The sequence below is a fragment of the Actinoplanes sp. SE50/110 genome (assembly GCF_900119315.1).
In the GTDB taxonomy this organism is placed as follows: domain Bacteria; phylum Actinomycetota; class Actinomycetes; order Mycobacteriales; family Micromonosporaceae; genus Actinoplanes.
Genome location: NZ_LT827010.1, coordinates 3111347 through 3136711 on the forward strand (window position 1 = coordinate 3111347; position 25365 = coordinate 3136711).

Annotated in this window: 23 protein-coding genes; 18 read left to right on the forward strand and 5 right to left on the reverse strand. The window is 72.1% G+C overall.

The window, feature by feature from the left end; genetic code table 11:
• Nucleotides 1-171: 171 nt before the first annotated feature.
• The 4 genes from ACSP50_RS13800 to ACSP50_RS13815 are packed head-to-tail and all read left to right on the forward strand — an operon-like array spanning nucleotide 172 to nucleotide 3571.
• A complete protein-coding gene (locus ACSP50_RS13800) occupies nucleotides 172-1014 on the forward strand; it encodes an alkaline phosphatase family protein (protein WP_014689789.1) in 843 nt (280 codons plus the stop codon).
• Between the two features lie 4 nt (nucleotides 1015-1018).
• On the forward strand, nucleotides 1019-2251 hold the full coding sequence (locus ACSP50_RS13805; RefSeq protein ID WP_014689788.1) for an MFS transporter: 1233 nt from the start codon (nucleotides 1019-1021) through the stop codon (nucleotides 2249-2251).
• Complete coding sequence (locus tag ACSP50_RS13810; RefSeq protein ID WP_014689787.1) at nucleotides 2241-3236, forward strand: hypothetical protein; 996 nt, start codon at nucleotides 2241-2243, stop codon at nucleotides 3234-3236. Before ACSP50_RS13805 ends, ACSP50_RS13810 begins: the two co-directional genes overlap by 11 nt.
• 26 nt (nucleotides 3237-3262) lie before the next feature.
• Nucleotides 3263-3571 carry a DUF6401 family natural product biosynthesis protein gene (locus tag ACSP50_RS13815; protein ID WP_014689786.1) on the forward strand — a complete coding sequence of 103 codons (309 nt, stop codon included), beginning with the start codon at nucleotides 3263-3265 and terminating at the stop codon, nucleotides 3569-3571.
• A gap of 58 nt (nucleotides 3572-3629) precedes the next feature.
• On the opposite strand, the gene ACSP50_RS13820 is transcribed toward ACSP50_RS13815, so the two are convergent.
• The gene (locus ACSP50_RS13820; RefSeq protein WP_014689785.1) at nucleotides 3630-4487 is read right to left on the reverse strand and encodes a DUF2382 domain-containing protein; all 858 of its coding nucleotides are present in this window, start codon (nucleotides 4485-4487) and stop codon (nucleotides 3630-3632) included.
• Between the two features lie 180 nt (nucleotides 4488-4667).
• Between ACSP50_RS13820 and ACSP50_RS13825 the strand changes: the two genes are divergently transcribed.
• Nucleotides 4668-5024, forward strand: a complete 357-nt coding sequence (locus ACSP50_RS13825) for a PRC-barrel domain-containing protein (RefSeq protein ID WP_014689784.1) — start codon at nucleotides 4668-4670, stop codon at nucleotides 5022-5024.
• Nucleotides 5025-5332: 308 nt separating this feature from the next.
• On the opposite strand, the gene ACSP50_RS13830 is transcribed toward ACSP50_RS13825, so the two are convergent.
• Both ACSP50_RS13830 and ACSP50_RS13835 read right to left on the reverse strand, forming a co-directional pair.
• Nucleotides 5333-6202, reverse strand: coding sequence for an SDR family NAD(P)-dependent oxidoreductase (locus ACSP50_RS13830; RefSeq protein WP_014689783.1), 870 nt, complete (start codon nucleotides 6200-6202; stop codon nucleotides 5333-5335).
• Nucleotides 6203-6208: 6 nt separating this feature from the next.
• The gene (locus tag ACSP50_RS13835; RefSeq protein WP_014689782.1) at nucleotides 6209-7117 is read right to left on the reverse strand and encodes a 5'-3' exonuclease; all 909 of its coding nucleotides are present in this window, start codon (nucleotides 7115-7117) and stop codon (nucleotides 6209-6211) included.
• Between the two features lie 93 nt (nucleotides 7118-7210).
• Here ACSP50_RS13835 and ACSP50_RS13840 point away from each other — a divergent pair, with 93 nt between their 5' ends.
• The 6 genes from ACSP50_RS13840 (at nucleotide 7211) to ACSP50_RS13865 (ending at nucleotide 15785) form a co-directional block, all read left to right on the forward strand.
• Nucleotides 7211-8350 (forward strand): acyl-CoA dehydrogenase family protein, encoded by a 1140-nt coding sequence (locus ACSP50_RS13840; protein WP_043511389.1) that lies wholly within the window; start codon nucleotides 7211-7213, stop codon nucleotides 8348-8350.
• Between the two features lie 35 nt (nucleotides 8351-8385).
• The gene (locus tag ACSP50_RS13845) at nucleotides 8386-8835 is read left to right on the forward strand and encodes an Lrp/AsnC family transcriptional regulator (protein WP_014689780.1); all 450 of its coding nucleotides are present in this window, start codon (nucleotides 8386-8388) and stop codon (nucleotides 8833-8835) included.
• Nucleotides 8836-8877: 42 nt separating this feature from the next.
• Nucleotides 8878-9447: a maleylpyruvate isomerase N-terminal domain-containing protein gene (locus tag ACSP50_RS13850; RefSeq protein WP_014689779.1), complete on the forward strand. Its 570-nt coding sequence runs from the start codon at nucleotides 8878-8880 to the stop codon at nucleotides 9445-9447.
• 102 nt (nucleotides 9448-9549) lie between these two features.
• A complete protein-coding gene (locus ACSP50_RS13855; protein WP_014689778.1) occupies nucleotides 9550-10332 on the forward strand; it encodes an alpha/beta hydrolase-fold protein in 783 nt (260 codons plus the stop codon).
• A 354-nt stretch (nucleotides 10333-10686) separates the two neighbouring features.
• Nucleotides 10687-15111, forward strand: a complete 4425-nt coding sequence (locus tag ACSP50_RS13860; protein WP_014689777.1) for a polymorphic toxin-type HINT domain-containing protein — start codon at nucleotides 10687-10689, stop codon at nucleotides 15109-15111.
• Between the two features lie 11 nt (nucleotides 15112-15122).
• Nucleotides 15123-15785 (forward strand): DUF6193 family natural product biosynthesis protein, encoded by a 663-nt coding sequence (locus ACSP50_RS13865; protein WP_014689776.1) that lies wholly within the window; start codon nucleotides 15123-15125, stop codon nucleotides 15783-15785.
• A gap of 60 nt (nucleotides 15786-15845) precedes the next feature.
• Here the strand turns inward: ACSP50_RS13865 and ACSP50_RS13870 are convergent, their stop codons facing one another.
• Nucleotides 15846-16559, reverse strand: coding sequence for a class I SAM-dependent methyltransferase (locus ACSP50_RS13870; protein ID WP_099344067.1), 714 nt, complete (start codon nucleotides 16557-16559; stop codon nucleotides 15846-15848).
• 141 nt (nucleotides 16560-16700) lie between these two features.
• Here ACSP50_RS13870 and ACSP50_RS13875 point away from each other — a divergent pair, with 141 nt between their 5' ends.
• The gene (locus tag ACSP50_RS13875) at nucleotides 16701-16892 is read left to right on the forward strand and encodes a CsbD family protein (protein ID WP_014689774.1); all 192 of its coding nucleotides are present in this window, start codon (nucleotides 16701-16703) and stop codon (nucleotides 16890-16892) included.
• Between the two features lie 67 nt (nucleotides 16893-16959).
• On the opposite strand, the gene ACSP50_RS13880 is transcribed toward ACSP50_RS13875, so the two are convergent.
• On the reverse strand, nucleotides 16960-18324 hold the full coding sequence (locus ACSP50_RS13880) for a KamA family radical SAM protein (RefSeq protein WP_014689773.1): 1365 nt from the start codon (nucleotides 18322-18324) through the stop codon (nucleotides 16960-16962).
• Between the two features lie 132 nt (nucleotides 18325-18456).
• Between ACSP50_RS13880 and ACSP50_RS13885 the strand changes: the two genes are divergently transcribed.
• From ACSP50_RS13885 to ACSP50_RS13910, 6 genes are read left to right on the forward strand one after another with little or no spacing between them, the layout of a single operon-like run.
• Nucleotides 18457-19467 carry a Zn-dependent alcohol dehydrogenase gene (locus tag ACSP50_RS13885; RefSeq protein ID WP_014689772.1) on the forward strand — a complete coding sequence of 337 codons (1011 nt, stop codon included), beginning with the start codon at nucleotides 18457-18459 and terminating at the stop codon, nucleotides 19465-19467.
• Nucleotides 19468-19472: 5 nt separating this feature from the next.
• Nucleotides 19473-21008 (forward strand): amidohydrolase, encoded by a 1536-nt coding sequence (locus tag ACSP50_RS13890; RefSeq protein ID WP_014689771.1) that lies wholly within the window; start codon nucleotides 19473-19475, stop codon nucleotides 21006-21008.
• Between the two features lie 11 nt (nucleotides 21009-21019).
• Nucleotides 21020-22564 (forward strand): lysine 5,6-aminomutase subunit alpha, encoded by a 1545-nt coding sequence (locus ACSP50_RS13895; protein WP_014689770.1) that lies wholly within the window; start codon nucleotides 21020-21022, stop codon nucleotides 22562-22564.
• A 35-nt stretch (nucleotides 22565-22599) separates the two neighbouring features.
• On the forward strand, nucleotides 22600-23292 hold the full coding sequence (locus ACSP50_RS13900; protein ID WP_231957030.1) for an OAM dimerization domain-containing protein: 693 nt from the start codon (nucleotides 22600-22602) through the stop codon (nucleotides 23290-23292).
• Complete coding sequence (locus ACSP50_RS13905; RefSeq protein ID WP_014689768.1) at nucleotides 23289-23654, forward strand: hotdog domain-containing protein; 366 nt, start codon at nucleotides 23289-23291, stop codon at nucleotides 23652-23654. The genes ACSP50_RS13900 and ACSP50_RS13905 overlap by 4 nt, the downstream gene beginning before the upstream one ends.
• Complete coding sequence (locus ACSP50_RS13910) at nucleotides 23651-24892, forward strand: glutamate mutase L (protein WP_014689767.1); 1242 nt, start codon at nucleotides 23651-23653, stop codon at nucleotides 24890-24892. The genes ACSP50_RS13905 and ACSP50_RS13910 overlap by 4 nt, the downstream gene beginning before the upstream one ends.
• Nucleotides 24893-25365 lie beyond the last annotated feature (473 nt).

Genomic DNA, 25365 nt, shown 5'->3' on the forward strand with positions numbered 1-25365 from the left:
TTCGGGGGAGGGGAGAGGTCCGACTTTGCCGCTATCGGGTTCTTCGACGGGGATCTGAGGGGGGCTTGACGGGTCGCACCCGGACGGCAATCAATAGACGGATGTCGTTTCTTAACCTTTCGGCCACCCGCCGTGTCGGAAGTCGTCGATGATCTTGAGGAGGATGCGGGCATGTCCCTTCGGCGCATCGGGGTCGCACTGGCGTCCCTGACACTTCTCGGCACCGGCGTCACCGCCGCGTCGCCGCAGGCCCAGGCGGCCACCACCGTCCCGGCCTTCGACCACATCGTCCTGGTGATGTTCGAGAACAAGGCGTCCTCGCAGATCACCTCGTCATCGGCTGCGTACTTCACCGCCCTGGCCGGCCAGGGCGCGAAGTTCACCCAGTCGTACGCGATCACCCACCCCAGCCAGCCCAACTACATCGCGTTGTTCTCCGGCGCCACCCAGGGCGTCACCAACGACAACTGCCCCAAGACGTTCACCACCGGCAACCTCGGCGCCCAGCTGATCGCGGCCGGCCGGACGTTCAAGGGCTACTCCGAGGCGATGCCGTCGGACGGCTACACCGGCTGCTCCAGCGGCACCTACCGGCGCAAGCACAACAGCTGGGTCGACTTCAGCACCGTGCCGGCCGCCAGCAACGTCCGGTACTCGACCTTCCCGTCCGACTACACCCAACTGCCGACGGTCTCGTTCGTCACCCCGGACATGTGCAACGACATGCACGACTGCTCGATCAGCACCGGCAACACCTGGCTCAGGAACAACCTCGACGGGTACGCCCAGTGGGCCAAGACCCACAACAGCCTGCTCATCGTGACGTTCGACGAGGACAACTCGCTCTCGCTGAACCACATCTACACCGCCTTCGTCGGCGCGAACGTGAAGGTCGGCTCGTACTCCGAGAAGATCACCCACTACACGGTGCTGCGCACCATCGAGTCCGCGTACGGCCTGTCCGCCCTGGGCGGCGCGGCCGGCGTCTCGCCGATCACCGACGTCTGGCAGTAGTCCCATGTATCTGGCCTCGGTGGAACGTCCGGCCGTGCGCCGGACCGACCGCACCCAGCGCCTCGCCGGCACGGTTCTGGCTCTCGGCACGGTCAGCCTGATCACCGACGTGTCCAGCGAGATGGTCTCGGCGATCCTGCCGCTGTACCTGATCGCCGGACTGGGGCTCAGTCCCGCCGTCTACGGGCTGATCGACGGCGTCTACACCGGGGCGACCGCACTGCTGCGCCTGGCCGGCGGCTATGTCGCCGACCGGGCGCGGCGCCGCAAGACGGTCGCCGCGGTCGGCTACGGCCTCTCCGCGGTGATGAAGTTCGGCCTGCTCGCGGCCGGCACCGCAGTCCCCTGGATCAGCGCCGCGATCGTCGCCGACCGGGCCGGCAAGGGCCTGCGCACCGCGCCCCGGGACGCGCTGATCACCCTGGCCACCCCCGCTACCTCGCTGGGGCGCGCGTTCGGCGTCCATCGCGCGATGGACACGGCCGGCGCGTTCGCCGGGCCGCTGGTCGCGCTCGCCGTACTGGCCGCCTCCGGGCAGGCCTACGACTCGGTCTTCGTGGTCAGTGGCTGCATCGCCATGGTCGGCGTGCTCGTCCTGGTGCTCTTCGTCCGTGATCACCGCGGCCCGCGGCCGGCCGCGAACACCGTCAGCCTGCCCGCTGCGGCCGCGCTGCTGCGCCGCAAACCGGTCCGGATGCTGCTGATCGGCGCGGTCCTGCTCGGGCTGAGCACCATCGGCGACGGCTTCGTCTACCTGCTGCTGCAGCGCCGGGAGAGCCTCGCGACCGGATGGTTCCCGCTGCTCGCGGTCGGCACCAGCCTGACCTACCTGCTCCTCGCGGTGCCGTTCGGGCGGCTCGCCGACCGGGTCGGGCGGGCGCCGGTCGTCCTCGGCGGCTACGCCGCCCTCGTCGTCGTCTACACCATGCTCGGCTCCGGGCTCGGCGGCCCGGTCACCATCGTCGCGGTGCTTGTGCTGTACGGCGGTTACTACGCCGCCACGGACGGAGTGCTGATGGCCCTCGCCGGTCCACTCCTGCCGGCCGAGTTGCGCACCACCGGGCTGGCCCTGGTGCAGACCGGGCAGGCGCTGGCCTACCTGGTCTCCTCGGTGCTGTTCGGGCTGGCCTGGCAGTGGTGGGACGCGACCGGGGCGATCCGCGCCTTCACCGTCCTGGCCGTGCTGACCCTGTCCGTCTCCGCCGGGCTCCTGCTGAGGTCGAACCGTGAGCGCTGAACCGTCTCTGCGCCGGCGGGTGCTGCTCGCCGCCCTGGTCTCCGTGGTCCTGCTCGGCGGGGCGGTGGTGTACGTGGTGATCGCCGGGCGCCGTGGTTCGGCGCCGGCCGCGGCGGCGGTGGTCGACGCGGGCCCCGGCGACCGGGTGCTGTTCCGCAGCACGGCGGCGTCCGGGTACGGGCGGGTGGCGACCGTGGCGCGTGGCGCCGAGACGGGGCAGCGGACGGTCTCCGGGCTCGACTGTGACCGGGTGTACGCGGCCGCCGGGCGCGGGATCTGCCTGCGACCGGACGGGCCGCTCGCCACCTACCAGTTGGCGGTGCTCGACGCCGGGCTGCGGGTGTCGGACACCTACCCGCTGGTCGGGGTGCCGAACCGGGCGCGCGTGTCGCCCAGCGGCAACGTCCTGGCATGGACGGTGTTCGTGACCGGCGACTCGTACAACGGCGGGAGGTTCTCCACCCGGGCCGGCATGCTGAACCTGGCCACCGGCGACACGGTGGACTCGGTGGAGTTGTTCTCGGTGGTCCGCGACGGCCGGCCCTACCGGGCGGCCGACGTCAATGTCTGGGGTGTCACCTTCGCCGACGACCAGCACTTCTACGCCACCCTGTCGACCGCCGGGAAACGCTATCTGGTCGCCGGCGACGTGACCGCGCAGACCGTGCGGACCCTCGCCGAGAACGTGGAGTGCCCGTCGCTGTCACCCGATCGGACCCGGATCGCCTTCAAGGAGGCGATCAAGGGGGATCCCTCGAAGGGGTGGCGGCTGACCGTCCTGGATCTGGCGACGATGCGGCGGACGCCGCTGGCCGAGACGCGCAGCGTGGACGACCAGACGGCCTGGTACGACAACACCACGGTGATGTACGCGGTGCGGCGCGGCAGCCGGAACTCCGACGTGTGGGCCGCCCCGGCCGACGGCGGCGGAACGGCGCGACTGCTCATCCCGGACGCCGAGTCACCCGCGGCGCTGTGGAATTGAGCCGTTGTTTTGTACGGTATACCGCCATGGAGTCCGATCGACAGGTGATGACGGCGGGCGCGCGGCTGGCGCTGGCCCGGTGGGAGCGGCGGCTCGGCGTGCCGGAGTCCCCGGAGCCGGGATTGGTGGCGCTGCTCGACCGGCACGCCGCGCGGATCCGGGACTCGGTGTCGGGGATGACCGTGGCGAACCTGGCCGCGTATGCCGACGGCGTCGCCGACACCGCGGCGGCCCGGGGGTGGACACACCCGGACGCGGGGGCCGACTGGCGGGCGGCGAGCTGGCCGTCGCTGCACCTGCTCGCGGTCTGCCTGCTGGCCCGCAGCCTGCCCTGACCACGGTGTCGCCCCCGGTCGCACGCGCGGCCGGGGGCGACGTCAGGTCGTCGTGGGGTCAGCCGAGGCGACGACGGCGCTCGTCGCCGGGCAGCTCGGCCTCGATCTGCTCCTTGCGGACCTCGCCGCTGACGGTCCGCTCGTCGGTGACCGTCTCCTTGCCCAGGCGCACCCGCTCCACCGGCACCGTCTCGGTCTGCACCACCGGCCGCTCCTCGTGCAGGGTGACCTCGTGCTCCGACTCGGTCAGGTCCGGGCCGCTGAAGGCGGCGTCCCGGTTCGCGTCGGTGACCGGCTCACGCTCCAGCCGCACCTCCTCGCGGGTGACCGGCACGCTGACCTGCTGCTGCTCGGTCGTCACGTACTTGCGGAGCCGGGCCTTGCCGGTCCGCTCACGCTCGGTGCCGACGGTCAGCCGCTCCTCCGAGCGGGTCATCGCGTCGTCGCCGCGCAGGTGGCCGTCGCCCTGGCCGGCGCCGAGCTCGTAGTCGGTGCCGCCGGGGCGGCTCTGGCCGGTGTAGTTCTCGTCGGTGTAGCTATCGCCGGTGTAGTTCTCGTTCGTGGCGGTCGCCCCGGCCTGGTACGACCGGTAGCTGTCGTGCTGGTTCACGCCGTAGTAGGAGTAGAGCTGGTCGACCTCGGCCTGGGTCAGCGGCTCGTCGTGCGAGGCGTCCACGTTCGGCGCGTCCTTGACCGTCGCCTTGTCGAACGGCACCACCAGCCGGTCGTCGCGCAGGTCCGCGTCCTGCAGCGGGACCAGCGACTCGTTCAGTCCGAACAGGCCGGTGCGGACACTGACCCAGGTGGGCAGACCGGCGGCGTCGGTCCACACCTGCCCGGCGGTGCCGATCTTGTCGCCGTCCCGGTCGTGGACGTCGCGGCCGCTCAGCGTGTGAATGTGCTCCTGCGTGATCACGGGGGGTCTCCTATCGTCCGGTATGTAGCGATGTATTCAGTTTTGAGCTCTCGGGTTAGTTGTGCCCACGGCTGCCGGCTTCTAACAACCCACTTCCACTCATTCACGCCCCGTTCGTGTCAGCGGCGGGATCGGGGTCGCCGGCGTTTGGGTGCCCCGGGCGGCGGGCACTGCACCCGCATGTTTGCGGCGGAGAATCTGCGTGACTGGCGTGGCCAGAATGTGATCGACCGGGACGGCGACAAGATCGGAGAGTTGGAGGCGGTCTACGTCGACACGGCGACCGACGAACCCTCATTCGTCACGGTGCGCACCGGCTTCATCGGGCGGCACCGCCTGACCTTCGTCCCGCTCGGCGGGGCCACCGTCAAACCGGACGCCGTTCGGGTGCAGGTGACCAAGAAGCAGACCGGCGACGCCCCGTCGATCGATGTCGACGGTGAGCTGCTCGCCGCTGACGAGCCGGGCGTCTTCGCCCATTACGGTCTCCCGTACGCGGCGGGTGCCGGCGGCGAGCGTCGCCTCGCCCGCCGCTGAACAGCCCCACCCGCCGCGGAATCAACCGCGGCGGGCATCTTGCCCGTCGTGGAATCAACTGCGGCGGGCATCTCGCCCGTCGCAGCATCAACCCGGGTGGGCGCCTCGTCCGTGGCTGAACCAGCCCTCGGTGGGCGCCCCGCCGTCGCTGAACCAGCCCTGGCGGCCCCCGGCCCGCCTGCTGGGCGCGGTCTCGGATGCCTCCGGCCCGCCGGCTGGGCGCGGTCTCGGATGCCTCCGGCCCGCCGGCTGGGCGCGGCCTCGAATGCCCCCGGCCCGCCCACTGGGCGCGGCCTCGAATGCCCCGGTCAGGCCGGCCTGCGCGGGATCGGCTCGCGGCCGCCCCGGAGCTCGACCACCGTGCCGCTCGCGCCGCCGGCGATCAGGTCCAGGACGGCATCGACCACCTGAGCCGGCGGGATCAGCGGTGGCGTGACCGCCCGCTCGGCCGGGCTCAGCGCGGCGAACTCCGCGTGCGCCCGGTCCAGGCCGATCCAATCCGGCACGATACAGGTCACCCGCACCCCGTCGAGCCCGGCCAGGCTGGTCGTCAGCCGGACCAGGCCGGCCTTGGCCGCCGCATACTCCGGTGACCCGTAGGCGCCGTCCCCGCGCGCCGCACTGGACGCGACGTTGACCACCACCCCGCCGCCGAGCCGGCGCATCGGCTCCCGGACGAGCTGGGTGAGCAGCATCGGCGCGGTCAGGTTCAGCGCGAGGGTGGCCGCCCAGTCCGCCGGCTCCGCGTCCGGATACTGCCGCCCGCCACGCGTCCACCCGCCCGCGTTGTTCACCAGCACGTGCGGACCGCCCAGCTCGGCCGCGACCCGCACCACACCTCTCGCCTGCTCCGCATCGGTCACATCAGCGCAGACCGCGACCGCCACCCCGCCGGCCACCGCCGGTGAATCCGCTCCCGCTGCCGCATCCGCGCCCACCGATAAACCCGCAGCCGCATCCGCGCCCGCCGGTGGACCCGCACCCGCAGCCGCACCCGCGACCTGCTCGGCGCGGGCCGCGCTCGCCTCGGCAGCCGCACCGTCGACATCCGCGACGACCACGGTGAAACCGGCCCCGGCCAGGCCCACGGTCAGCTCTCGGCCGAGGCCCGCGCCACCCCCGGTCACGATCGCGACGCGCCGCGGCGAGCCGATCCGCGGGAGAATCTCGCCGGCCATCGGATCTCAGCCCGCCAGAGCGTCCACCAGGCGGCGCGCCGAGCCGGCCAGATTCCACCGCTCGGCGAGGGCGAGCAGCGCCTGCGGGTCGCGAGGCTCGCGCGGCAGTGCCGGATCCACGTCGGGCAGCTTGACGTCGAGCGCCACCCGGCAGACCGGCAGAGCCTTCGCCAGGTAGTCCCGGCCGGCGGCGAGCTTCGTGCGGACGCCGGGGGCGAAGCCCGCCTCCGGATCGTCGAGGGCGGCCAGGATCTCGGCGATCCCGCCGTAGCGCTCGATCAGCCGGGCGGCCGTCTTCTCCCCGACGCCCGCGACGCCGGGCAGCCCGTCGCTCGGGTCGCCGCGCATCGCCGCGAAGTCCGCGTAATACCGCGCCGGCACCCCGTATTTCCCCTGGACCAGAGCCTCGTCGGCGTCCTCCAGCTTGGCCACGCCGCGCCCGCAGTAGAGCAGCCGGGTGCCCCGCGCGTCGTCGACCAGCTGGAACAGGTCGCGGTCGCCGGAGACCACCTCGACCGGGGCGGCCTGGGTCGCGGCGATGGTGCCGAGCACGTCGTCGGCCTCGTAGCCCGGCACGCCGAAGGCCGGGATGCCGACCGCCTCGAGCACCTCCAGCAGCACCGGCACCTGGCGCTCCAGTGCGGCCGGCACCTCCTCGACGGTGTCGTGGGCGACCCGGTGCGCCTTGTAGGACGGGACCAGCTCGACCCGCCAGGCCGGCCGCCAGTCCGCGTCGAGGGCGCAGATCAGCCGATCCGGCCGCCGGGTGCGGACCAGCTGGGCGATCATGTCGAGGAAGCCGCGGATCGCGTTGACCGGCTCGCCGGCGTCGGTCTGCGCCGCCTTCTCCGGGATGCCGTGGAACGCCCGGAAATAGAGGCTGGGGGCGTCGACGGCCAGCAGTGGTCGGGTCACGCGCCTACCCTGCCACACCCCTCCGACATTTTCGGCGACCGCGAGACGGCGTCCCGGCTGTCCCGGAACTTGAACGAGCGTTAAGCTCAGGGGGTGACCGTGGATCGACTGCTTCCCACCCCTGAGGCACACGACCTGCTCGACCTGACCCGTGAGCTCGCCACCCGTGAGCTGGCCGGCAAGGTCGACGACTACGAGGCGCGCGGCGAGTTCCCCCGGGAGATCCTGCGTACGTTAGGGCGTTCCGGCCTGCTCGGCCTGCCTTATGCCGAAAGCGACGGCGGCGCCGGCCAGCCGTACGAGGTCTATCTCCAGGTTCTGGAGATCCTGGCCGGCACCTGGCTGGGGATCGCCGAGGCGGTCAGCGTGCACACGCTGTCGTGCTTCCCGGTGGCGGCCTTCGGCAGCGAGCGGCAGCGCAAGGCGCTGCCCGAGATGCTCGGCGGCGAGCTGCTCGGCGCCTACTGCCTGTCCGAGCCGCAGGGTGGCTCGGATGCCGGCAACCTCGCCACCCGGGCCGTGCCGGACGGCGAGGACTGGCTGGTCAACGGCACCAAGGCGTGGATCACGCACGGCGGCCGCGCGGATTTCTACAACCTGTTCGTCCGCACCGGCGGCCCCGGCCCCAAGGGCATCTCCTGCCTGCTCGCCGACGCCGCCACGCCGGGCCTGCTGCCGCAGGCGCCGGAGCGGCTGATGGGCCTGCGCTCGTCGGCTCCGGCCCAGATCGTGCTGGACGACGCGCGGATCCCACACGACCGGCTGGTGGGGGAGCAGGGGCAGGGGTTCGCGATCGCGATGCAGGCGCTCGACGCGGGGCGGCTCGGGATCGCGGCGTGCGCCGTCGGGCTGGCCCAGGCGGCCACCGACTACGCGGTCGCCTACGCACGGGAGCGGGAGCAGTTCGGGCAGCCGATCGGCCGGTTCCAGGGGGTCGGGTTCATGCTGGCCGACATGGCCACCCAGGTGTCCGCGGCGCGCTCGTTGCTGCTGGCCGCGGCCCGGTTGAAGGACGCCGGCCGGCCGTTCTCGGTCGAGGCGGCCAAGGCGAAGCTGTTCGCCACCGACGCGGCGATGCGGGTGACCACCGACGCGGTGCAGATCCTCGGCGGCTACGGCTATGTGGCCGATCATCCGGCCGAGCGCTGGTTCCGTGAGGCGAAGGTGTTGCAGATCGTGGAGGGCACCAACCAGATCCAGCGGATGGTGATCGCCCGCTCGCTGACCGGCTGAGCCGCGCCGGCGACCCGGTCGTTACTCTTACCGGCGTGGAAGAGATCGACCGGGCGATCGTGTCAGCCCTCACCGTGGACGGACGGCTGACCTATACCGATCTGGCCGAGCGGGTGGGCCTCAGTGTCTCCGCCGTGCACCAGCGGGTGCGCCGGCTGGAGGAGCGCGGGGCGATCGCCGGTTACACGGCGAAGGTGTCGTTCGAGGCGCTCGACCTGCCGTTGACCGCCTTCGTGGCGATCCGCCCGTTCGATCCGTCGCAGCCGGACGACGCGCCGGAGCGGCTGGCCCACCTCTCCGAGATCGACTCCTGCTACTCGGTGGCCGGTGAGGACTTCTACATGCTGCTGGTCCGGGTGAAGAGCCCGGCCGACCTGGAGCGGCTGCTGCAGGACATCCGCACGGCGGCGAATGTGACGACCCGGACCACGGTGGTGCTGTCCACTCCTTACGAGAACCGGCCACCCAGGATCGCCCCCGAATAGGCTGTTGCCTGGTTTCCTAGGACGCGTCAGGGGATGTGTCGGATGAACGCCGACGACGTCGACGCGGCAGTTCAAGAGCTGCAGGACACGCTTGCGCCGTACGCCTACGGCCCCGCCTGGTCCACCCGGGCCGGCGACCTCGACTGGACCTGCCGGCAAACCGCCGTGCACATCGCGCACGACCTCGTGGCGTACGCCGCCCAGCTGGCCGGCCGGGCCGACAATGGGTATCTCCCGCTGGATCTGCGGGTCGACCCGGGCGCGACGCCGGGCGAGGTCCTGCGGGTGATCGCGGCCGCGGCCGGACTGCTCAGCGCCCAGCTGCGCGCGGCGTCGCCGGACGACCGGGCCTGGCACTGGGGGCCGGCCGACCCGTCGGGATTCGCCGCGCTCGGCGTCAACGAGATCCTGATCCACACGTACGACGTGGCCGGCGGTCTGGGTGTTGCCTGGCGGCCGCCGGCGGCGCTCTGCGCGGCGGTGCTGAGTCGGCTCTTTCCCGGGCATCCGGACGGCGACCCGGTGGCCGCCCTGCTCTGGTGCACCGGGCGGATCGCGCTGCCCGGCCGCCCCCGGCGCACCTCGTGGGTGTTGCGGGCCGCCGTGGATTGACCGGACCCGTGTCGGCTCGGGCCGGAGCGCGTTGTCCCGCAGGGACATCAGGCGTCCGGCACGGGCATCAGCCTGTCCGGCACGAGCGGAGGCGGACGGACCATGCGGCGACGAACTCTGCTGGCCGCCGGCGGCGCCGGCGTGGCGACCGCCGTGGCCGGCGGGCTGTGGGCCCGCGGATCCGCGCCGGCCACGGTGCCCGCGGTGCCCGTGCCGTCGGTGCCGCCCGGTCCGGAACGCTGCGAGCTCCGGTACTCGAAGGCCCGCGGGACGACCGTCGACTTCTACACCGCGGTGCCGGCCGGGCACGGGGACGGCACCGGGCTGCCGGTCTGCCTCGTGCTGCACGGCGGATCGAAGCGGCCCGCCGACTTCGAGGCACTCGGGCTCGGACACTTTCTGACCGACGCGGTGGCTCACGGCGCGCCGCCGTTCGTGCTGGCCGGCGCCACCGGCGACCGTCTCGCCTGGCAGCCCGACGGGCGCGACGACCCGCAGCGGATGGTGCACGAGGAAGTGCCGGCCTGGTGCGCGGCACGTGGCTTCGACACCAGCCGGCTGGTCGCCTGGGGCTGGTCGATGGGCGGGTACGGCTCGCTGCTGCTGGCCGAGACCTTCCCCGGGTTCGTCCGCGCGGTGGCCGCGTTCTCCCCGGCGGTGGTGCCCGGGGACGTGGTGTTCCAGAACGCGGACCGGCTCGGCGCGACGCCGGTGGGATTGTGGTGCGGCAGCCGGGATCCGCTGTACGGCAGCGTGCGGGCGTTGCGGCGGGTGCTGCCGCGCGAGCCGGCGGTGGGGACGTTCGGGCCGGGCGGGCACGACTTCACGTACTGGAGCACGTTGATTCCGGCGGCGTTCGCCTTCCTCGCCGCACAGCTGGATTGACCGGAGGGGCGGCCGGGTGGCCGTCCGACCTGCCGGGTGTGCGCACCGCGGCGGCCGCGGGGGCGGGGGGCGGGGGTCTCCCGGCTGTCTCCCGGCGGCCCCGGGGATCGATAGAACGACATACTCCTGGTAGAAATGTGTCGATCACATCGGCTCCGGTGGGGCGATGGCGCGATCTACGGGGGTTCCACATTGGCTATACGACGGCATGCGCCCGGTGGCGCCGTGCCGCCGGTCGGCTGACGCTGCGCGGGTGACGCCCGCTTTCTTCGACGGTTTGCCGGGCGTGCCGACAGGCGCGCCGGCTGCCCTTTTTTCGCAGTAGACGTCTACATCCGTACGGGGGATGGATTCATGGGTTCGACACGACGATGGCGGCTGCTCGCCGGTGTCGCGATGGGCGTGGCCACCGCGGTGGCCCTGCCGCAGACGGCGGTGGCGGCGGTGCCGCGCGTGGTGGCACCGGCGGTGGCGCCGGCGCCACCGCTGACGGTGCAGCAGGCGCTGGACCGGTTGCTGGGCGGGCAGACCCGGGAGGCATTGCCGACCGACAACCCGATCGACGATGCGGCGCTGGACCGGATGCTGGTCCAGGATCTGGCCGACTACGACGCGGACCCGGAGGTCCGGGCGGCCGCGGCCGCGGTGCTGGCCACCGATGACGCGGCGAAGATCCGGGACTTCCTGGACAACGGTCTGCCGGTCTATCGCAAGGCGGCCGACCAGCGCAAGCGGGATCAGGCCGAGCGGGACCGGGCGCAGGTCCAGGAGTGGGCCGAGACCGGGGGCCCGCTGGTGCGCAAGGGCGCGCAGGCGGCACTCGACTCGGGCAGCGACGCGAAGATCGCGGCATTCGTGGCGACCGGGCAGGCCGCGGCGGACCTGGCCGACAAACAGGACACGCTGAGCGCGGCGGACAAGGCCCGCACGATCCAGGCCCGGGTCGAGCAGATGGTCGCGCAGGGCGGCTACGAGGTCCAGGAGCTGGGCCAGGCGGCGCTGGACAGCGAAGACCCGGCGGTGATCGAGGACTTCTATCTCAACGGCTACCAGGTGGCCAGCCAGCAGGACGCGGACGCGCAGAAGCAGATCACCGACGCGCTCGCCGCGCGGTCGCAGGCGATCGCCGATCTGCTGAATCTGGCGCAGCGGGCGAAGCAGGCCGCCGACGCGCAGAAGAAGATCATCGAGGCGAGTGTGGCGGCGACGTCGTTGCTGACCGTGGCCGGCAACGCGATGGGTCTGTCCAACCGGGGCGCCAAGCAGGCCGACACCGTGTACGCCGCGGATCTGCCGCTGCGGAAGGCGAACAAGCCGACGCACACCGCCGACCTGTCCGCTCTGCGGGTGCAGGTGTGCCAGGACGCGTCGGTGGCCGCGCGCAACGCCGATCAGGTGACCGCGCAGGCCGGGGTGGCGGCTACCGCGGCGGCCACGCTGGAGAAGACCGGCCTGACCCACGGCATCGCCTGGTCCGAGGTGACCCAGGCGCAGGGTGACGCCGGAGCGGCGGCGAAGCTGGCCGCGGAGACGGCGTGTCATGCGGCCGAGGCGACGGAGGCGGCCGGCAAGGCTCTGGACGCCGACCACAGCGCGACCGTCGACGCGAACAACGCGGTGAAGTACCGGCAGGCCGCGGAGCGCGAGCAGGCCGCCGCGGAGAAGCTGGCGGACAAGGCGGAGAAGCTGGCGGCTGCCGCGCTGGCGGCGGCGGCCGACGCGAAGGCGCAGCGGTTGCGGGCCGAGAAGGATGCGGCCAGCGCCCGCCAGCACGCCGCCAACGCGGCCGGCTACTACGCGGACGCGAAGCGGCAGCGGGGGATCGCCCGGGAGGCGACCGCGGCGGCGATCCAGCACTCGCTGAACGCCTACTCGGCGGCGCAGCGGGCGATCGCGCAGCAGAACGTGGTGGTGGCCAAGGGCGCCGAGGCCAAGCAGAAGCAGGATGAGGCGCTCGCGGCGGCTGGCCGGTTCAAGGACAAGGCGGACCGGGCCCAGGCGCTGATCAAGAAGGCGTCGGCGGACAACGAGAACACCAAGTCCAAGGAGTTCGAGGCGCAGGCCGCCGAGGCGCGCAAGATCGCCGCGGAGACCAACTGCAAGTACCCGGACTCGCCGAACGGGTGCCCGGGCACCGCGGAGATGCAGAAGATCCGCGACGACGCGACCCGGATGCGGACCGTCGCGGACGACGCCAAGAAGGCCTCCGACCAGTCCCGGGCCGCCTCGGACGCGGCCCAGGCCGAGTCCGACGCGGCGGCGGCCGACGCCCGCCGGGCGGCCGCGGCGGCGGCTGCCGCGGCGGCGGACGCGCGGGCCGCGGCCGATCAGGCGAAGCAGGCGCGGCAGGACGCGGCGGACGCGAACGCGGCCGCGTCCCGGGCGATCAAGGACGCGAACAGGGCGAACGCCGACGCGCGGACGGCGGTGCAGACCGCCCGGACCGCGATCAACAAGGCGACCGCCGCGCGGGCGGACGCCGGTCTGACCGCCCAGTCGGCGCAGGACGCGGTGCGCCAGGCGGCGATCGCGACGTTCCAGTCCGAGGTGTCGGGCCGGGCCGCGCTGGACGCGCGGACCTCGGCGAACGCCATCGCCGACCCGGCGGTGTCCGCGGTCGACCTCGCGGCGGCGTACGCGGCCACCGACAACGACGCGGCGATGGCGGCCGCCATCGCCAGCAACGCGATGCTGATCGGCGACGATCAGGCCGCCGCGGCGCAGCGGCACGCCGACGACGCGGACGCGGCGGCCGTGCACGCGGCGGAGATGGCGCAGAAGGCGTCCGCGCAGGTTCAGCCCGCGTTCGTGGCGGCGCAGAAGGCGGCTGACGCGGCCAACCGGGCGATCAAGGCGAGCAAGGTGGCGGTGAACGCCGCCCGGGACGCGGCCACCCAGGCGCAGGGCGCGATCAAGGCGGCCGACGAGGCGACCGACGCCGCGCAGGAGGCGGCGCAGTGGGCGGACGGCGCGGCCGAGATGGCCGAGCAGGCCGGTTCCGACGCCGGTTCGGCGCAGCAGGCGGCGAACAACGCCGCCGGTTTCGCGAAGAAGGCGGATCAGGCGGCGGACAACGCGGAAGCGCTGTCGAAGAAGATCAAGCAGGTCAGCGACACGATCACGTCGATCTCCGACGGCATGTGGGCGGTCGCGCAGAACATGGGCCGGATGGCCAAGACCCTGCAGGACATCGCCTGGCAGGCGTACAACGCCGAGCAGGCGGCGGCGGAGAAGAAGCTCAACGACTGGATCGACGACAAGGCGAAGTGGCTCAACGACCACATCGGCGGGTCGGACGTCACGAAGGGCTTCATCGACGGCGCGGCCGGCATGGTCAAGGGGATCATCCAGACCAGCAACTGCGTGACCGGCACGTTCCTGGGCACCGACGCGGCCACCGACGAGTACACGGTGCCCGAGGTCAGCTACCTGCCGAACTCGGACAAGTCCTGCAACATGCTGGTCAAGGGCTTCAAGGACCTACTGAGCGACCCGAAGCAGCTGCTGCACTGGGACGACTGGAAGAAGAACTGGAAGTACGCGCTGGGCGAGACCCTGTTCGACGGGGCCTTCTTCCTGGTCACCGACGGCACCGGGCTGATCACCAAGATCGCTGAGAGCGGCGTGGCGCAGACCGCCAAGCAGGCGATCAGGGACATCGCCAAGCTGTCGGCCAAGGACATGGCGGCCGGGGTCGTCAAGTTCGGCACCGAGAAGCTGGTCAACGCGATCAAGGAACTCGGCGCGGTCACCACCTCCCGGATCATCGAGCTGACCACCGCGGTGGGTGGCAAGCTGGCGGTCACCTTCAGTGCCGACGAATTGAAGGCGCTGTCCAAGGCGATCGGTCTCAAGGGCATCGACGCGGTGGAGAACGCGCTGCGTGGCCTGAAGGATCTGCCGGTCCTCAAGGGGCTCACCGATCTCCTGGAGAGCTGTTTCAAGCGCAACAGTTTCGCCCCGGACACCCGGGTCCTGCTCGGCGACGGCACCAGCCGGGCGATCGCCGACATCCGGGTGGGCGACCGGGTGCTGGCCACCGACCCGATCACCGGGGTCACCCGGCCGGAGCCGGTCACCGCGCTGCACCGCAACGACGACACCGCGCTCGCCGACGTCACGGTCGAGGACCGGGCCGGCCGGCAGAGCACGCTGCACACCACGCGGGAACACCCGTTCTGGAATGCCGGCACCCGGCAGTGGACCTACGCGGGTGACCTGCGGCCGGGCACCGCGCTGGCCACCGTCGGCGCGGGCCGGTGGGCGGGCGTCGCCCGGGTGCGCACGTTCACCGGCGAGCGGACGATGCACAACCTGACGGTCGCCGACCTGCACACGTTCTACGTGCTCGCCGGCCGGACGCCGGTGCTGGTGCACAACTGCAACGTCGCGCTCGGTCAGAAGATGGCCGGCACCTACAAGTGGGCGAAGGACAACAACTTCGAGCACTTCGGCGACCTGGGCCCGGACGAGTGGATGGGCCCGGTCAAGGACGCGATCCGGAATTCCAACGTGACCCTGCACGTCAACATGGAGGAGATGGGTAGCTTCGTCGAATCGGTGCGGGTCGGCATGGAGGGCGTCGGTGGCGCCACGGACCTGGAGATGAGCTGGATCGCGACGGCGATCATCCGGGGTGAGCGGACCTGGTCGTCGGTGAACTTCTACAAGCTGGTCAACGGCAAGATGACGAAGATCGTCGTCGAGGAGCCGGACTGGTCGAAGATCACCCCGCAGCGCTGGTTCACCGATCCGCCGACGAGCTGCAAATGTCTGTGAGGTGGGCTCCCATGAGTGACCGGATGGCCGAGCTGTATCCCGAGGTGGTCCGCGCCGGCGGGCTCGCCGAGGCGCTGCGCCGGGCCGCGGCGGCCCGGGACGTGGATCTGGGCCCGGCCCTGGAGCAGTCGTCGGCCCGCTGGTCGGCGAGCATCGACGCGCCGCACGGGGGCTGCGAGGTGAGCGTCGGCGCCGAGCAACGGTTCTTCCACGTGGAGATCCGGCGGTCGGACTATCGGGCCACCTGGGTCAGCGGCGCCGCACCGGAGCTCGATCCCGTCGCCGGGGTGATCCTGGCCTGGCTGGCGGGGGAGAGCGCGGCGGCGGTGAGCGCCCGGTTCCCGTTCGTCACCGCGGGCGAGTTCGCCGACGTCGCGGGCGACGACGAGATGGTCGCCGCGCAGTGGCGGTCGCTGCTGGCCGCCCCGGAGTACCGCGACGAACGGCCGCTTCTCGCGGCGGTCCACCGTTCGCCGCGGGCTCGCCGGCTGTTTCCGGTGCTGACCCACGGCATGCTGCGGCTGAGCGCGGACATGGGCCGGGTCGGCGGCCGGGAGATCCGGATCGTGCCGCTGCGGCACGGCGGTCACCGGATCGAGGACGGTGCGGGCACCGTGCTGGCCACCCTGGAGTCGCTGCTCAGTCTGGATCCGCTGCTCGACCTGGACTCCTGAGCGAGGAGCGGGAAGTGGTGATGGCCGGGCGCGACGCGCCCGGCCATCACCGGTGCGGCGTCAGGCGGGCAGGTCGGCGTAGGCGCACTGGGTGACGTACGGGAACGCGTACGAGTCGCGACCCAGCAGCGCCGGATGGGTGGCGGTGAGCTGGCGGACCTGGGCCAGCACGGCGGCCCGCTCGTCGGCCGGCAGCAGGATCTGACGGCTCCGGGAGGCGACCAGGTCCAGCAGCTCGCCGGCCCGCACCGGGTGCGTCCAGCCGAAGGTGGCGGTGGTGACCGGGCCGAACGGCGGACCCATGGTCGTGCCGCGGGGCGCCTCATGGCCGATGATCGTGCCGAGCCGGTGCACCCAGTCGGTGCGTTCGTCGCGCAGGTTCCAGATCAGGCCGAGGCGGCCGCCCGGGGTCAGCACCCGGGCGATCTCGGGGACGGCGCGGGCCGGGTCGATCCAGTGCCAGGCCTGGGCGACCAGGACCACGTCGACCGAAGCGTCCGGCAACGGGATCCGCTCGGCGGTGCCCGGGTGGGCCGGGACGTCGGGCACGGTGCGGCGCAGCTCGGCCAGCATGCCCTCGGACGGGTCGACGGCGACCACGTCCAGGCCGCGGGCCAGGATCTGCCGGGTCAGCTTGCCGGTGCCGGCGCCGAGGTCCAGAACGCGCGCGCGGCCCCCGGGGAGCAGGTAGTCGAGCGCGGGCTCGGGGTACGGCGGCCGGCCACGCTCGTAGGTGCCGGCGGCCGACCCGAAGGAGGTGGCTTCGTGATCCACGAGCGCGATCATATTTCGCGTTCCTGAGCGCGGCGCAGACGGCGGGTGCGACTCTCCCGGGTCGGTTTCGGGATCGGCCGGTTCGGGGAAATACAAGATCAGAGGCACCCCGAGACGACACGACCCCGGGAGGGTTGACTGATGAGCTTCACCGACAAGGTCAAGAACAAGACCGAGGAACTGACCGGTAAGGCGAAGCAGGGCCTCGGCGAGGCGACCGACAACCAGCGCCTGTACGCCGAGGGCGAGGCCCAGGAGGCCGCCGCGCACGCCAAGCAGGCCGGCGAGCACGTGAAGGACGCCGGTCGCGACGTGCGCGACGCGCTCAGCTGAGCCGCGTCGTCACCGCAGCGAAGTGCGGGCCTCCCGGATCCGATCCGGGAGGCCCGCACTTTTGTCCCTAGGCGCCGGCGAGGGACTGCTTGCGCCACCAGTCCTGGCCGCTCTCCGGCAGCGTGTCGATCGGGTCGTAGTAGGCGTACAGCTTGCTCAACGCCTCGCTGTCGTCCTTCTCGATCGACGTACGGTAGTTCTTGGTCCAGTACGAGATGCCGTGCTCGCGGTCGTACTCGGCGACCATGTGCACCCAGCGCTTGCCGACGAACGGCACGTCGCAGACGATCCGCGGGGTGGCGTAACCGGGCAGGTAGCCCATCAGGTCGTGCTGCAGCTGCTGGGCGTGCCAGACCGGGACCCGCCAGTGCTCCGCGTTCGGGATCATGTCGCACATGTAGAAGTAGTACGGCAGGATCCCGGCCTCGCCCTGCAGCGCGAAGCACAGGTCGAGCAGGTCGCCGGCGGTGGCGTTGACGCCGCGCATCAGCACGCCCTGGTTGCGCACGTCGCGGACGCCGACCTCGAGCAGGGTGCGGACCGCGCGGGCGACCGTCGGGGTCAGCGAGTTCACGTGGTTGACGTGGGTGTGCACGGCCAGGTTGACGCCGCGCCGCTCGGCGGTCACGGCGACCCGGTGCATGCCCTCCACCACGTCGTCCTGCAGCCAGTGCTGGGGCAGCCCCATCAGCGCCTTGGTGGCCAGCCGGATGTCCCGGACGGTCGGCACCGCCAGCAGGCCCATCAGGTAGGCCTCCAGCTGCTTCCACGGCACGTTCGCCACGTCGCCGCCGGAGACCACGACGTCCCGGACGCCCGGGTGGGCCTTGAGGTAGTCCAGGTGGGCCGCGTACCGGTCGACCGGTTTCTGCACCAGCTTCAGCTTGGCGACCGCCGGCGTGCTGTTGCCGACCAGGTCCATCCGGGTGCAGTGCCCGCAGTACTGCGGGCAGGTGGAGAGCAGCTCGGCGAGCACCTTGGTCGGGTAGCGGTGGGTCAGGCCCTCGGCGACCCACATGTCGTGCTCGTGCAGCGAGTCACGGCTGGCGTTCGGGTGCGACGGCCAGTCCCGGCGCCGGTCCGAGGCGACCGGCAGCATGTAGAGGCGCACCGGGTCGGCGTAGAACGACGCGGTGTCCGGCACCTGGTGCGGCACCATCGTGTTGACCATCTGCGGCGGGAGCAGCATCGACATGGTCGCCAGCTCGGCCTGGTCCTTCTCCAGGTCGGCGTAGAACGACTCGTCGACCAGGTCACCGAGGACGGTGCGCAGCTGCTTGACGTTCTTCACACAGTTGACCCGCTGCCACTGGGCGGACTGCCACTGGGCGGCGGTGACGTCCCGCCAACCGGGGAACCGGGTCCAATCCGGCTCGACCAGCTCACGCCGCTGGTACTCGTAAGGCTGTCCGCTGTCGAGCTCGGCAACCACCGCGACCCCTTCCTTAAGATCTGATCAGGTGCACTAACGTACTGGAGAATCTTCGGTCTAGAAACCCGGGGCACGAAAGATTTACGGTAGTGGGGCCGCTAGGGGCCAGTGTTTAGTGTGAGGGGGCTGTTGATGGCGGGATCGGTGGGTCTGGGCCGGGTGCTCGAGCCGAGTGGCGTGTTGCCGCAGGCCGCGTGGCGGCTGGACGCCAGCCCGGAGATCGGGCCGGACGAGGCGCGCATCCGGGTGCAGCGGCTCAACCTCGACGCCGCCAGTTATCGGCAGCTCGGGGAGAAACATGCGGGGGACGGCGCGGCGATCCGCGCCGAGGTGCTGGAGATCGTCGGCACGCGCGGCAAGATGCACAACCCGGTGACCGGCTCCGGTGGCATGCTGATCGGCGTGGTCGAGGAGGTCGGGCCGGAGTCGCCGCTGCCGATCAAGCCGGGCGACCGGGTGGCGACGCTGGTCTCGCTGACCCTCACCCCGCTGCGGATCACCGACGGGCTGGCCGGCTGGGACGGGCTGTCCGAGCAGGTGCCGGCGGACGGCACGGCGATCCTGTTCGGCCGCTCGATCGTCGGCGTGCTGCCCGACGACCTGCCGCCGGAGCTGGCGCTCGCGGTCTACGACGTGTGCGGGGCGCCCGCGCTCACCGACCGGATCGTCCGGAAGTATCAGGACCCGACCGTGCTGGTGCTCGGCGGGGCCGGCAAGAGTGGATCGCTGAGTCTGGCCGCGGCGAAACGGGCCGGTGCCCGTACCACCGCGATCGTCGTCTCGGAGGCGGAGCGGGCCGCGCTCAGCGAAGCGGGCGTGGCCGACGAGATCGCGATCGCCGATGCCCGCAATCCGGTGCAGGTCGCCGAGAAGGCGACCGCCGACATCACCGTGGTCTGTGTCGACGTGCCGGGCTGCGAGCACGGCGCGATCCTGGCCACCAAGCCCGGCGGCACGGTGATCTTCTTCTCGATGGCGACCAGTTTCGCCGCGGCCGCGCTCGGTGCCGAGGGGCTGGCCGCCGACGTGACCATGCTGGTCGGCAACGGGTACGTGCCGGGGCACGCCGACTTCGCGGTCGACCTGCTGCGCACCACCCACGCGGTCCGTGGCTTGTTCGAGAAGCGGATAGCGGGAGACTGATCCGCATGACGCTTCCCTCGGTCCGCTACACCAACGGTCGTTTCTACTCCGCCGCCGAGCCGCGCGCCACCGCGATGCTGGTCCGCGGCGGCACCATCGCGTGGCTGGGCGACACCGCCGACGCGCCGGCCGCCGACCGCACCGTCGACCTGGACGGTGCGCTGGTCACCCCGGCGTTCGTCGACGCGCACCTGCACGTCACCGACACCGGCCTGGCCGCCGACGGACTGGAGCTGTCCGGCGTCCGCTCGGCGGGCGAGCTGCTGGCGGCGGTGGAGCGGTTCGCCCGGACCAGGCCGGCCGGCGCGGTGGTGCACGGGCAGGGCTGGGACGAGTCGACCTGGACCGAGCAGCGGCTGCCGACCGCGGCTGAGCTGGACCGCGCCGCCGCCGGCCGCCGGGTCTACCTGACCCAGGCGTCGGTGCACTCGGCGCTGGTCAGCGCGGCGCTGCTGCCGGCCGCCGAGGGGGTCGACGGCTACGACCCGTCCGGGTGGGTGCGCGAGCACGCGCACCACGCGGTGCGGGCGGTCGCGCTCGGCTCGCTGTCGCCGGAGCAGCGGACCGACGCGCAGCGGACCGCGTTGCGCACGGCCGCCGCCGCCGGGATCGCCGCGGTGCACGAGTGCGGCGGTCCGGGGACCTCCAGCGAGGCCGACTTCCAGTCGGTGCTGCGCCTCTCCGGGCAGAACCTTCCCGAGGTGTACGGGTTCTGGGGCGAGCTGGGCGGCGCCGACAAGGCGCGTGAGCTGGGCGCCCACGGCGCGGCCGGCGACCTGTACGCGGACGGGGCGCTCGGCTCGCGCACCGCCTCGCTGCGCACCCCGTATCGCGACGGCGACCACGGTTGCGGCGAGGCGTTCCTGACCGCCGAGCAGGTCGCCGAGCACCTGCTCGACTGCATCCGGGTCGGCTTCCAGGGCGGCTTCCACGCGATCGGCGACGCCGCGATCGCGACCGTGCTGGAGGGCTTCGCGCTCGCCGCCAAGCAGGTCGGCGTCGACCGGATCCGGGAGGGCAACCACCGGATCGAGCACGTCGAGCTGATCGACAAGGCGATGATCGCCCGGATGGTCGAATTCGGGGTGACCGCCTCGGTGCAGCCGGTCTTCGACGCGCTCTGGGGCGGCGCCGACCGGATGTACGCGCAGCGCCTCGGCGCCGACCGCGCCCTGGCCAGCAACCCGATCGGGGCGATGCACGCCACCGGGGTGGCGCTCGCCTTCGGCTCGGACTCGCCGGTCACCGCGCTCGACCCGTGGTCGACCGTGGTCGCGGCGATCGCGCCGCGCAACCCGGTCTACCGGATGAAGGTTCGGGCCGCGTTCGCCGCCGCCAGCCGCGGCGGGTGGCGGGCCGCCGGGATCAGCGGCGCCGGCGTGCTCGCGCCCGGCGCCTCCGCCACCTTCGCCGCCTGGGACACCCCGGGCGGCCTGCACGAGGGACTGCCGGCCCTGCTGCCGGATGTCGACGGGGCCGTCCCCGCACGGCCGGTCTGCCGGCGCACCGTGCTGCACGGCGACACGATTCACGAGATTTAGGAGCGAAACACTTGGCCGGGAAGCTGGATCTGGACCCGCGGATCGTCGCGCGGGCGCGGGCGCTCGCCGCCAAGGCCGGGCAGCCCGTCGTCGACCTCGCGCGGTCGCACACCACCGTGTCGGTGGAGCGGGCAGTGCTGCGCCTGGCCGGCGTGCACGGTGCCGACTCGGACGGGATCCCCTGGGTGAACCGCCTGGTCGACGCCGTGCGCGCGGATGTCGGGCTGGGCCACGGGGTGGCCGTGCCGGTCTGCCACGCGGCGCTGACCACGGGCGTGGACGACCTCACCGTGCTCGCCCAGAAGGCGGCCGCGGGCGCGGTGCGGTTCGGCGTACCGGAGAAGAAGCCGGAGATCGCCGCCGCCCGGCGGCTGGCGAAGAAGGCCGCCGCCAACGGTCTCAAGATCGTCGATCGCCGGCGCGCCGAGCGCGACAGACTCATCAAGCGGTACGGGGATCCGCAGCAGCGGCCGTGGATCTACCTGATCGTCGCCACCGGCGACATCTACGAGGACATCCCGCAGGCGCAGGCGGCGGCGCGGGCCGGGGCCGACATCATCGCGGTGATCCGGTCGACCGGGCAGTCGCTGCTGGACTACGTGCCGGAGGGGGCGACCCGGGAAGGGTTCGCGGGGACGTACGCGACGCAGGAGAACTTCCGGCTGATGCGGGCGGCGCTCGACGAGACCTCGCGCGAGCTCGGCCGATACATCCGGCTGACCAACTACGCGTCCGGGTTGTGCATGCCGGAGATCGCGGCGCTGGCCGGGATGGAACGCCTGGACATGATGCTGAACGACTCGATGTACGGCATCCTGTTCCGCGACATCAACCCGATCCGGACCTTCGTCGACCAGCGGTTCTCGCGGCAGGTGCACGCCCGCGCCGGGATCATCATCAACACCGGTGAGGACAACTACCTGACCACCGCGGACGCCGTCGAGGCCGCCCACACGGTCACGGTGTCCCAGCTGCTCAACGAGTTCTTCGCCCACGAGGCGGGGCTGGCGGACTGGCAGCTCGGCCTGGGGCACGCCTTCGAGATCAATCCGGATCTGCCGGACTCGTTCCGGCTGGAGCTGGCGCACGCCCTGCTCGCGCGGGAGCTGTTCCCCGAGGCGCCGCTGAAGTGGATGCCACCTACCAAGCACATGACCGGTGACGTGTTCCGCGGCAACCTCCTCGACGGCTTCTTCAACCTCGCCGGCGCGCTGACCGGCCAGGGCATCCTGCTCGTCGGCATGATGACCGAGGCGGTCGTGACCCCCTGGCTGTCCGATCGGGACATCGCGCTGCAGAACGTGAAATATGTGCTCAACGGCGCCGGTAACCTGCACGAGGACTTCACCCCCGGCCCGTTCATCCGCGGCCGCGCCAACCAGGTCCTCGGCGAGGCCATCGACCTGCTCGAACGCATCGTCGACGACACCCTGATGGATGCCATCGCGGACGGCACCTTCGGCCTGATGAAGCGCCCGGCCGACCGCGGCAAGGGCCTGGACGGCGTCGCGAAGCAGGAAGCCGACTACTACAACCCGGTCGAGGAGATGCTGTGATCATCCGCCCCTACGGCGACACCACGGGCGACGGCATGGTGCAGCTCTCCTTCACCCTGCCGATCCCGCACGACAAACGTGCCGAGGGCGCCGCCCTGCAGCTGGCCGGCAAGATGGGCATGGACCCGGCGATGCTGGTGCACGCCAAGCAGATGGGCGGCGGCTTCACCTTCTTCGTCGTCTACGGCAAGGTCACCCACCTGGTCGACACCGAGCAGGTGCAGGTCGTGGAACGCGACTTCCCGCTGCTGTCCGCCAAAGAGGTCAACGCGGTGATCAAGCGGAGGTTGCGGCGCCGGCTCAACGTGGTCGGCGCCTGCATCGGCACCGACGCGCACACCGTCGGCATCGACGCCATCCTCAACCTCAAGGGCATCGCCGGCGAGAAGGGCCTGGAATATTATTCCGAGCTGTCGGTGACCAACATGGGCGCCCAGGTGTCGGTGCCCGACCTGGTGGAGACCGCCCGCGCGCAGAAGGCCGACGCGGTCCTGGTCTCCCAGGTGGTCACCCAGCGCGACGCGCACCTGCAGAACACCAAGGCCATGTCGGCCGCCTTCCGGGAGGCGCTGCCGGCCGGCAAACGTCCGCTGCTGATCGTCGGCGGCCCCCGCTTCGACGAGCTGATGACCGAGGAACTGGGCGTCGACCGGATCTTCGGCCGCGGCACCACCCCCCGCGAAGTGGCCTCCTACCTCGTCCACGCCCTGATTGAGAGCAGAAATTGATCACCGTCACGCACCGCCGCTACGTCCCCTACTCGCACGCGCACTACGCCGGGAACCTGGTCGACGGGGCGTATTCGCTCGGGCTCTTCGGCGACGTCGCCACCGAGGTGTGCATCCAGCTCGACGGCGACGAGGGGCTGTTCGCCTCCTACGACGACGTGCAGTTCACCGCCCCGGTGCAGGCCGGTGACGTCCTGGAGATCACCGCGACGGTGGTGCACATGGGCACGCGCAGCCGCCGGATCGAGTTCCGGTCGGTGGTCGTCTGCCGGGGGACCGGTGGATCCGGCGCGCAGGTGCTCGCCGAACCGATCGTCGCGGTCACGGCGACCGGCACCGTCGTCGTGCCGCCCAAGGCGTGAACTCTGCGGTCTGCGTCGACGTCGGATCGACGTACACCAAATCCGCCAAGATCGACCTGAGCGGCGCGGAACTGATCAGCCGGGCCGAGGTGCCGACGACGTCCGGAACGGACGTCCTGGAGGGTCTGACCGCCGCGGTCGCCGCGGTCGACGGTGCGGGCGCGCCGCTCTACGTCTGCTCGTCGGCCGGCGGCGGGCTGCGGCTCGCCGTCGTCGGCTACGAGAGCCTGGTCACCGCGGAGGCCGGGCACCGGGTCGGGCTGTCGGCCGGCGCCCAGGTGGTGCACGTCGCGGCCGGTCCGCTCACCGGTGCGGCGGTGGCCGCGCTGCGCGCGGCCCGCCCCGACGTGGTGCTGCTCGTCGGCGGCACCGACGGCGGCGACGGCGAGGTGCTGCTGCACAACGCCCGGCGCCTGGCCGCCAACCGGTTGCGGATTCCGGTGGTCCTGGCCGGCAATGTCGAGGTACGTGCGGAAGCCGCCCGGTTGTTGCGCGAGCGCGGCGTGCCGGTGACCGAGACCGGCAACGTGCTGCCGCGCATCGGCGTGCTCGACCCGCTGCCCGCCCGGGCGGCGATCCGGGCGGTGTTCCTGCGGCACGTGATCGGCGGCAAACGGCTGTCCCGAGGCAACCGTTTCGCGTCGATGGTCCGGTACGCGACCCCGGACGCGGTGCTCGCCGGGGTCGAACTGCTCGCCGACCGGGCCGCCGGGGGCGTCCTGGTCGTCGACGTGGGCGGCGCCACCACCGACGTGTACTCGGCGCTCGTGCCCGACGCGGAACTGGAGACCGGGCCGCGGCGCGACGTGGCCGGAACCCTGTGGCGGGCCCGCACCGTGGAGGGCGACCTGGGGGTGGCGGTCGGCGCCGCGGGAACCCGGGAAGCCGCGGTCGCCGAGAAACTGCCGGAACCGGCCGGGGACCGGGAACTGGCCGCCACCGCGGCCCGGATCGCGTTGCGGCGGCACGCCCGGGGGCACTCGGCGGGGCCGGGACAGCCGCGCACCGGGGGCCGCGACCTGCGGGACGTGCGGCTGGTCGTCGGCTCCGGGGGAGTGCTCCGGCACGGGGGTGGTGATCACGTGCTGGATGCCGTGCTGCACGATACGGCCGGGGGATGGGCGCTGCCGGACCGGGCGCGGACGGTGATCGACAAGGAGTACGTGCTGGCCGCCGCCGGACTGCTGGCCACGGACCATCCGGCCGTCTCCGGGGCACTGCTGCAGACACTGCTGTGACGTGGATCATGACACGCCGGGAAACACGACACGCCGGAATGGGGACCAGCCGGTTGACAGACCTCCCCCGTCCGGACGTACCGTCTTCAGGTCCTGTTTCACGGTAGGCGACTGTGATCCGCTTCGTTCCCTAACCCACTGGCCGCAGTGCAGTCCTCGCAGGGGTCGCGCGTTCAGCCAGGTCCAGGGGGTCGGGGTGCGCGGGCGGCGCGGACCGGGTCGCGACCGGGAGCCGAGACGAGCCGAGCCTGGCCAGTAGACAACGGCACGACACGGGCAGCCAGCCCGCGGCGAGTCGGTCCGAAGGTCAGCGGGAGGTCCGCCTCGTGCCCCGGACGTGAGAGGGACAGGAGACACCCCGAGGGGCACGGCCGTAGGACGCCGTGCCCCTCCGCCAGCTTTCGGTCAGCTTTTCGGTACGGTCTTGCGACTTGCCGCCCGACCGGAAAACAGCGAACCGGCAGGTAGCCTGC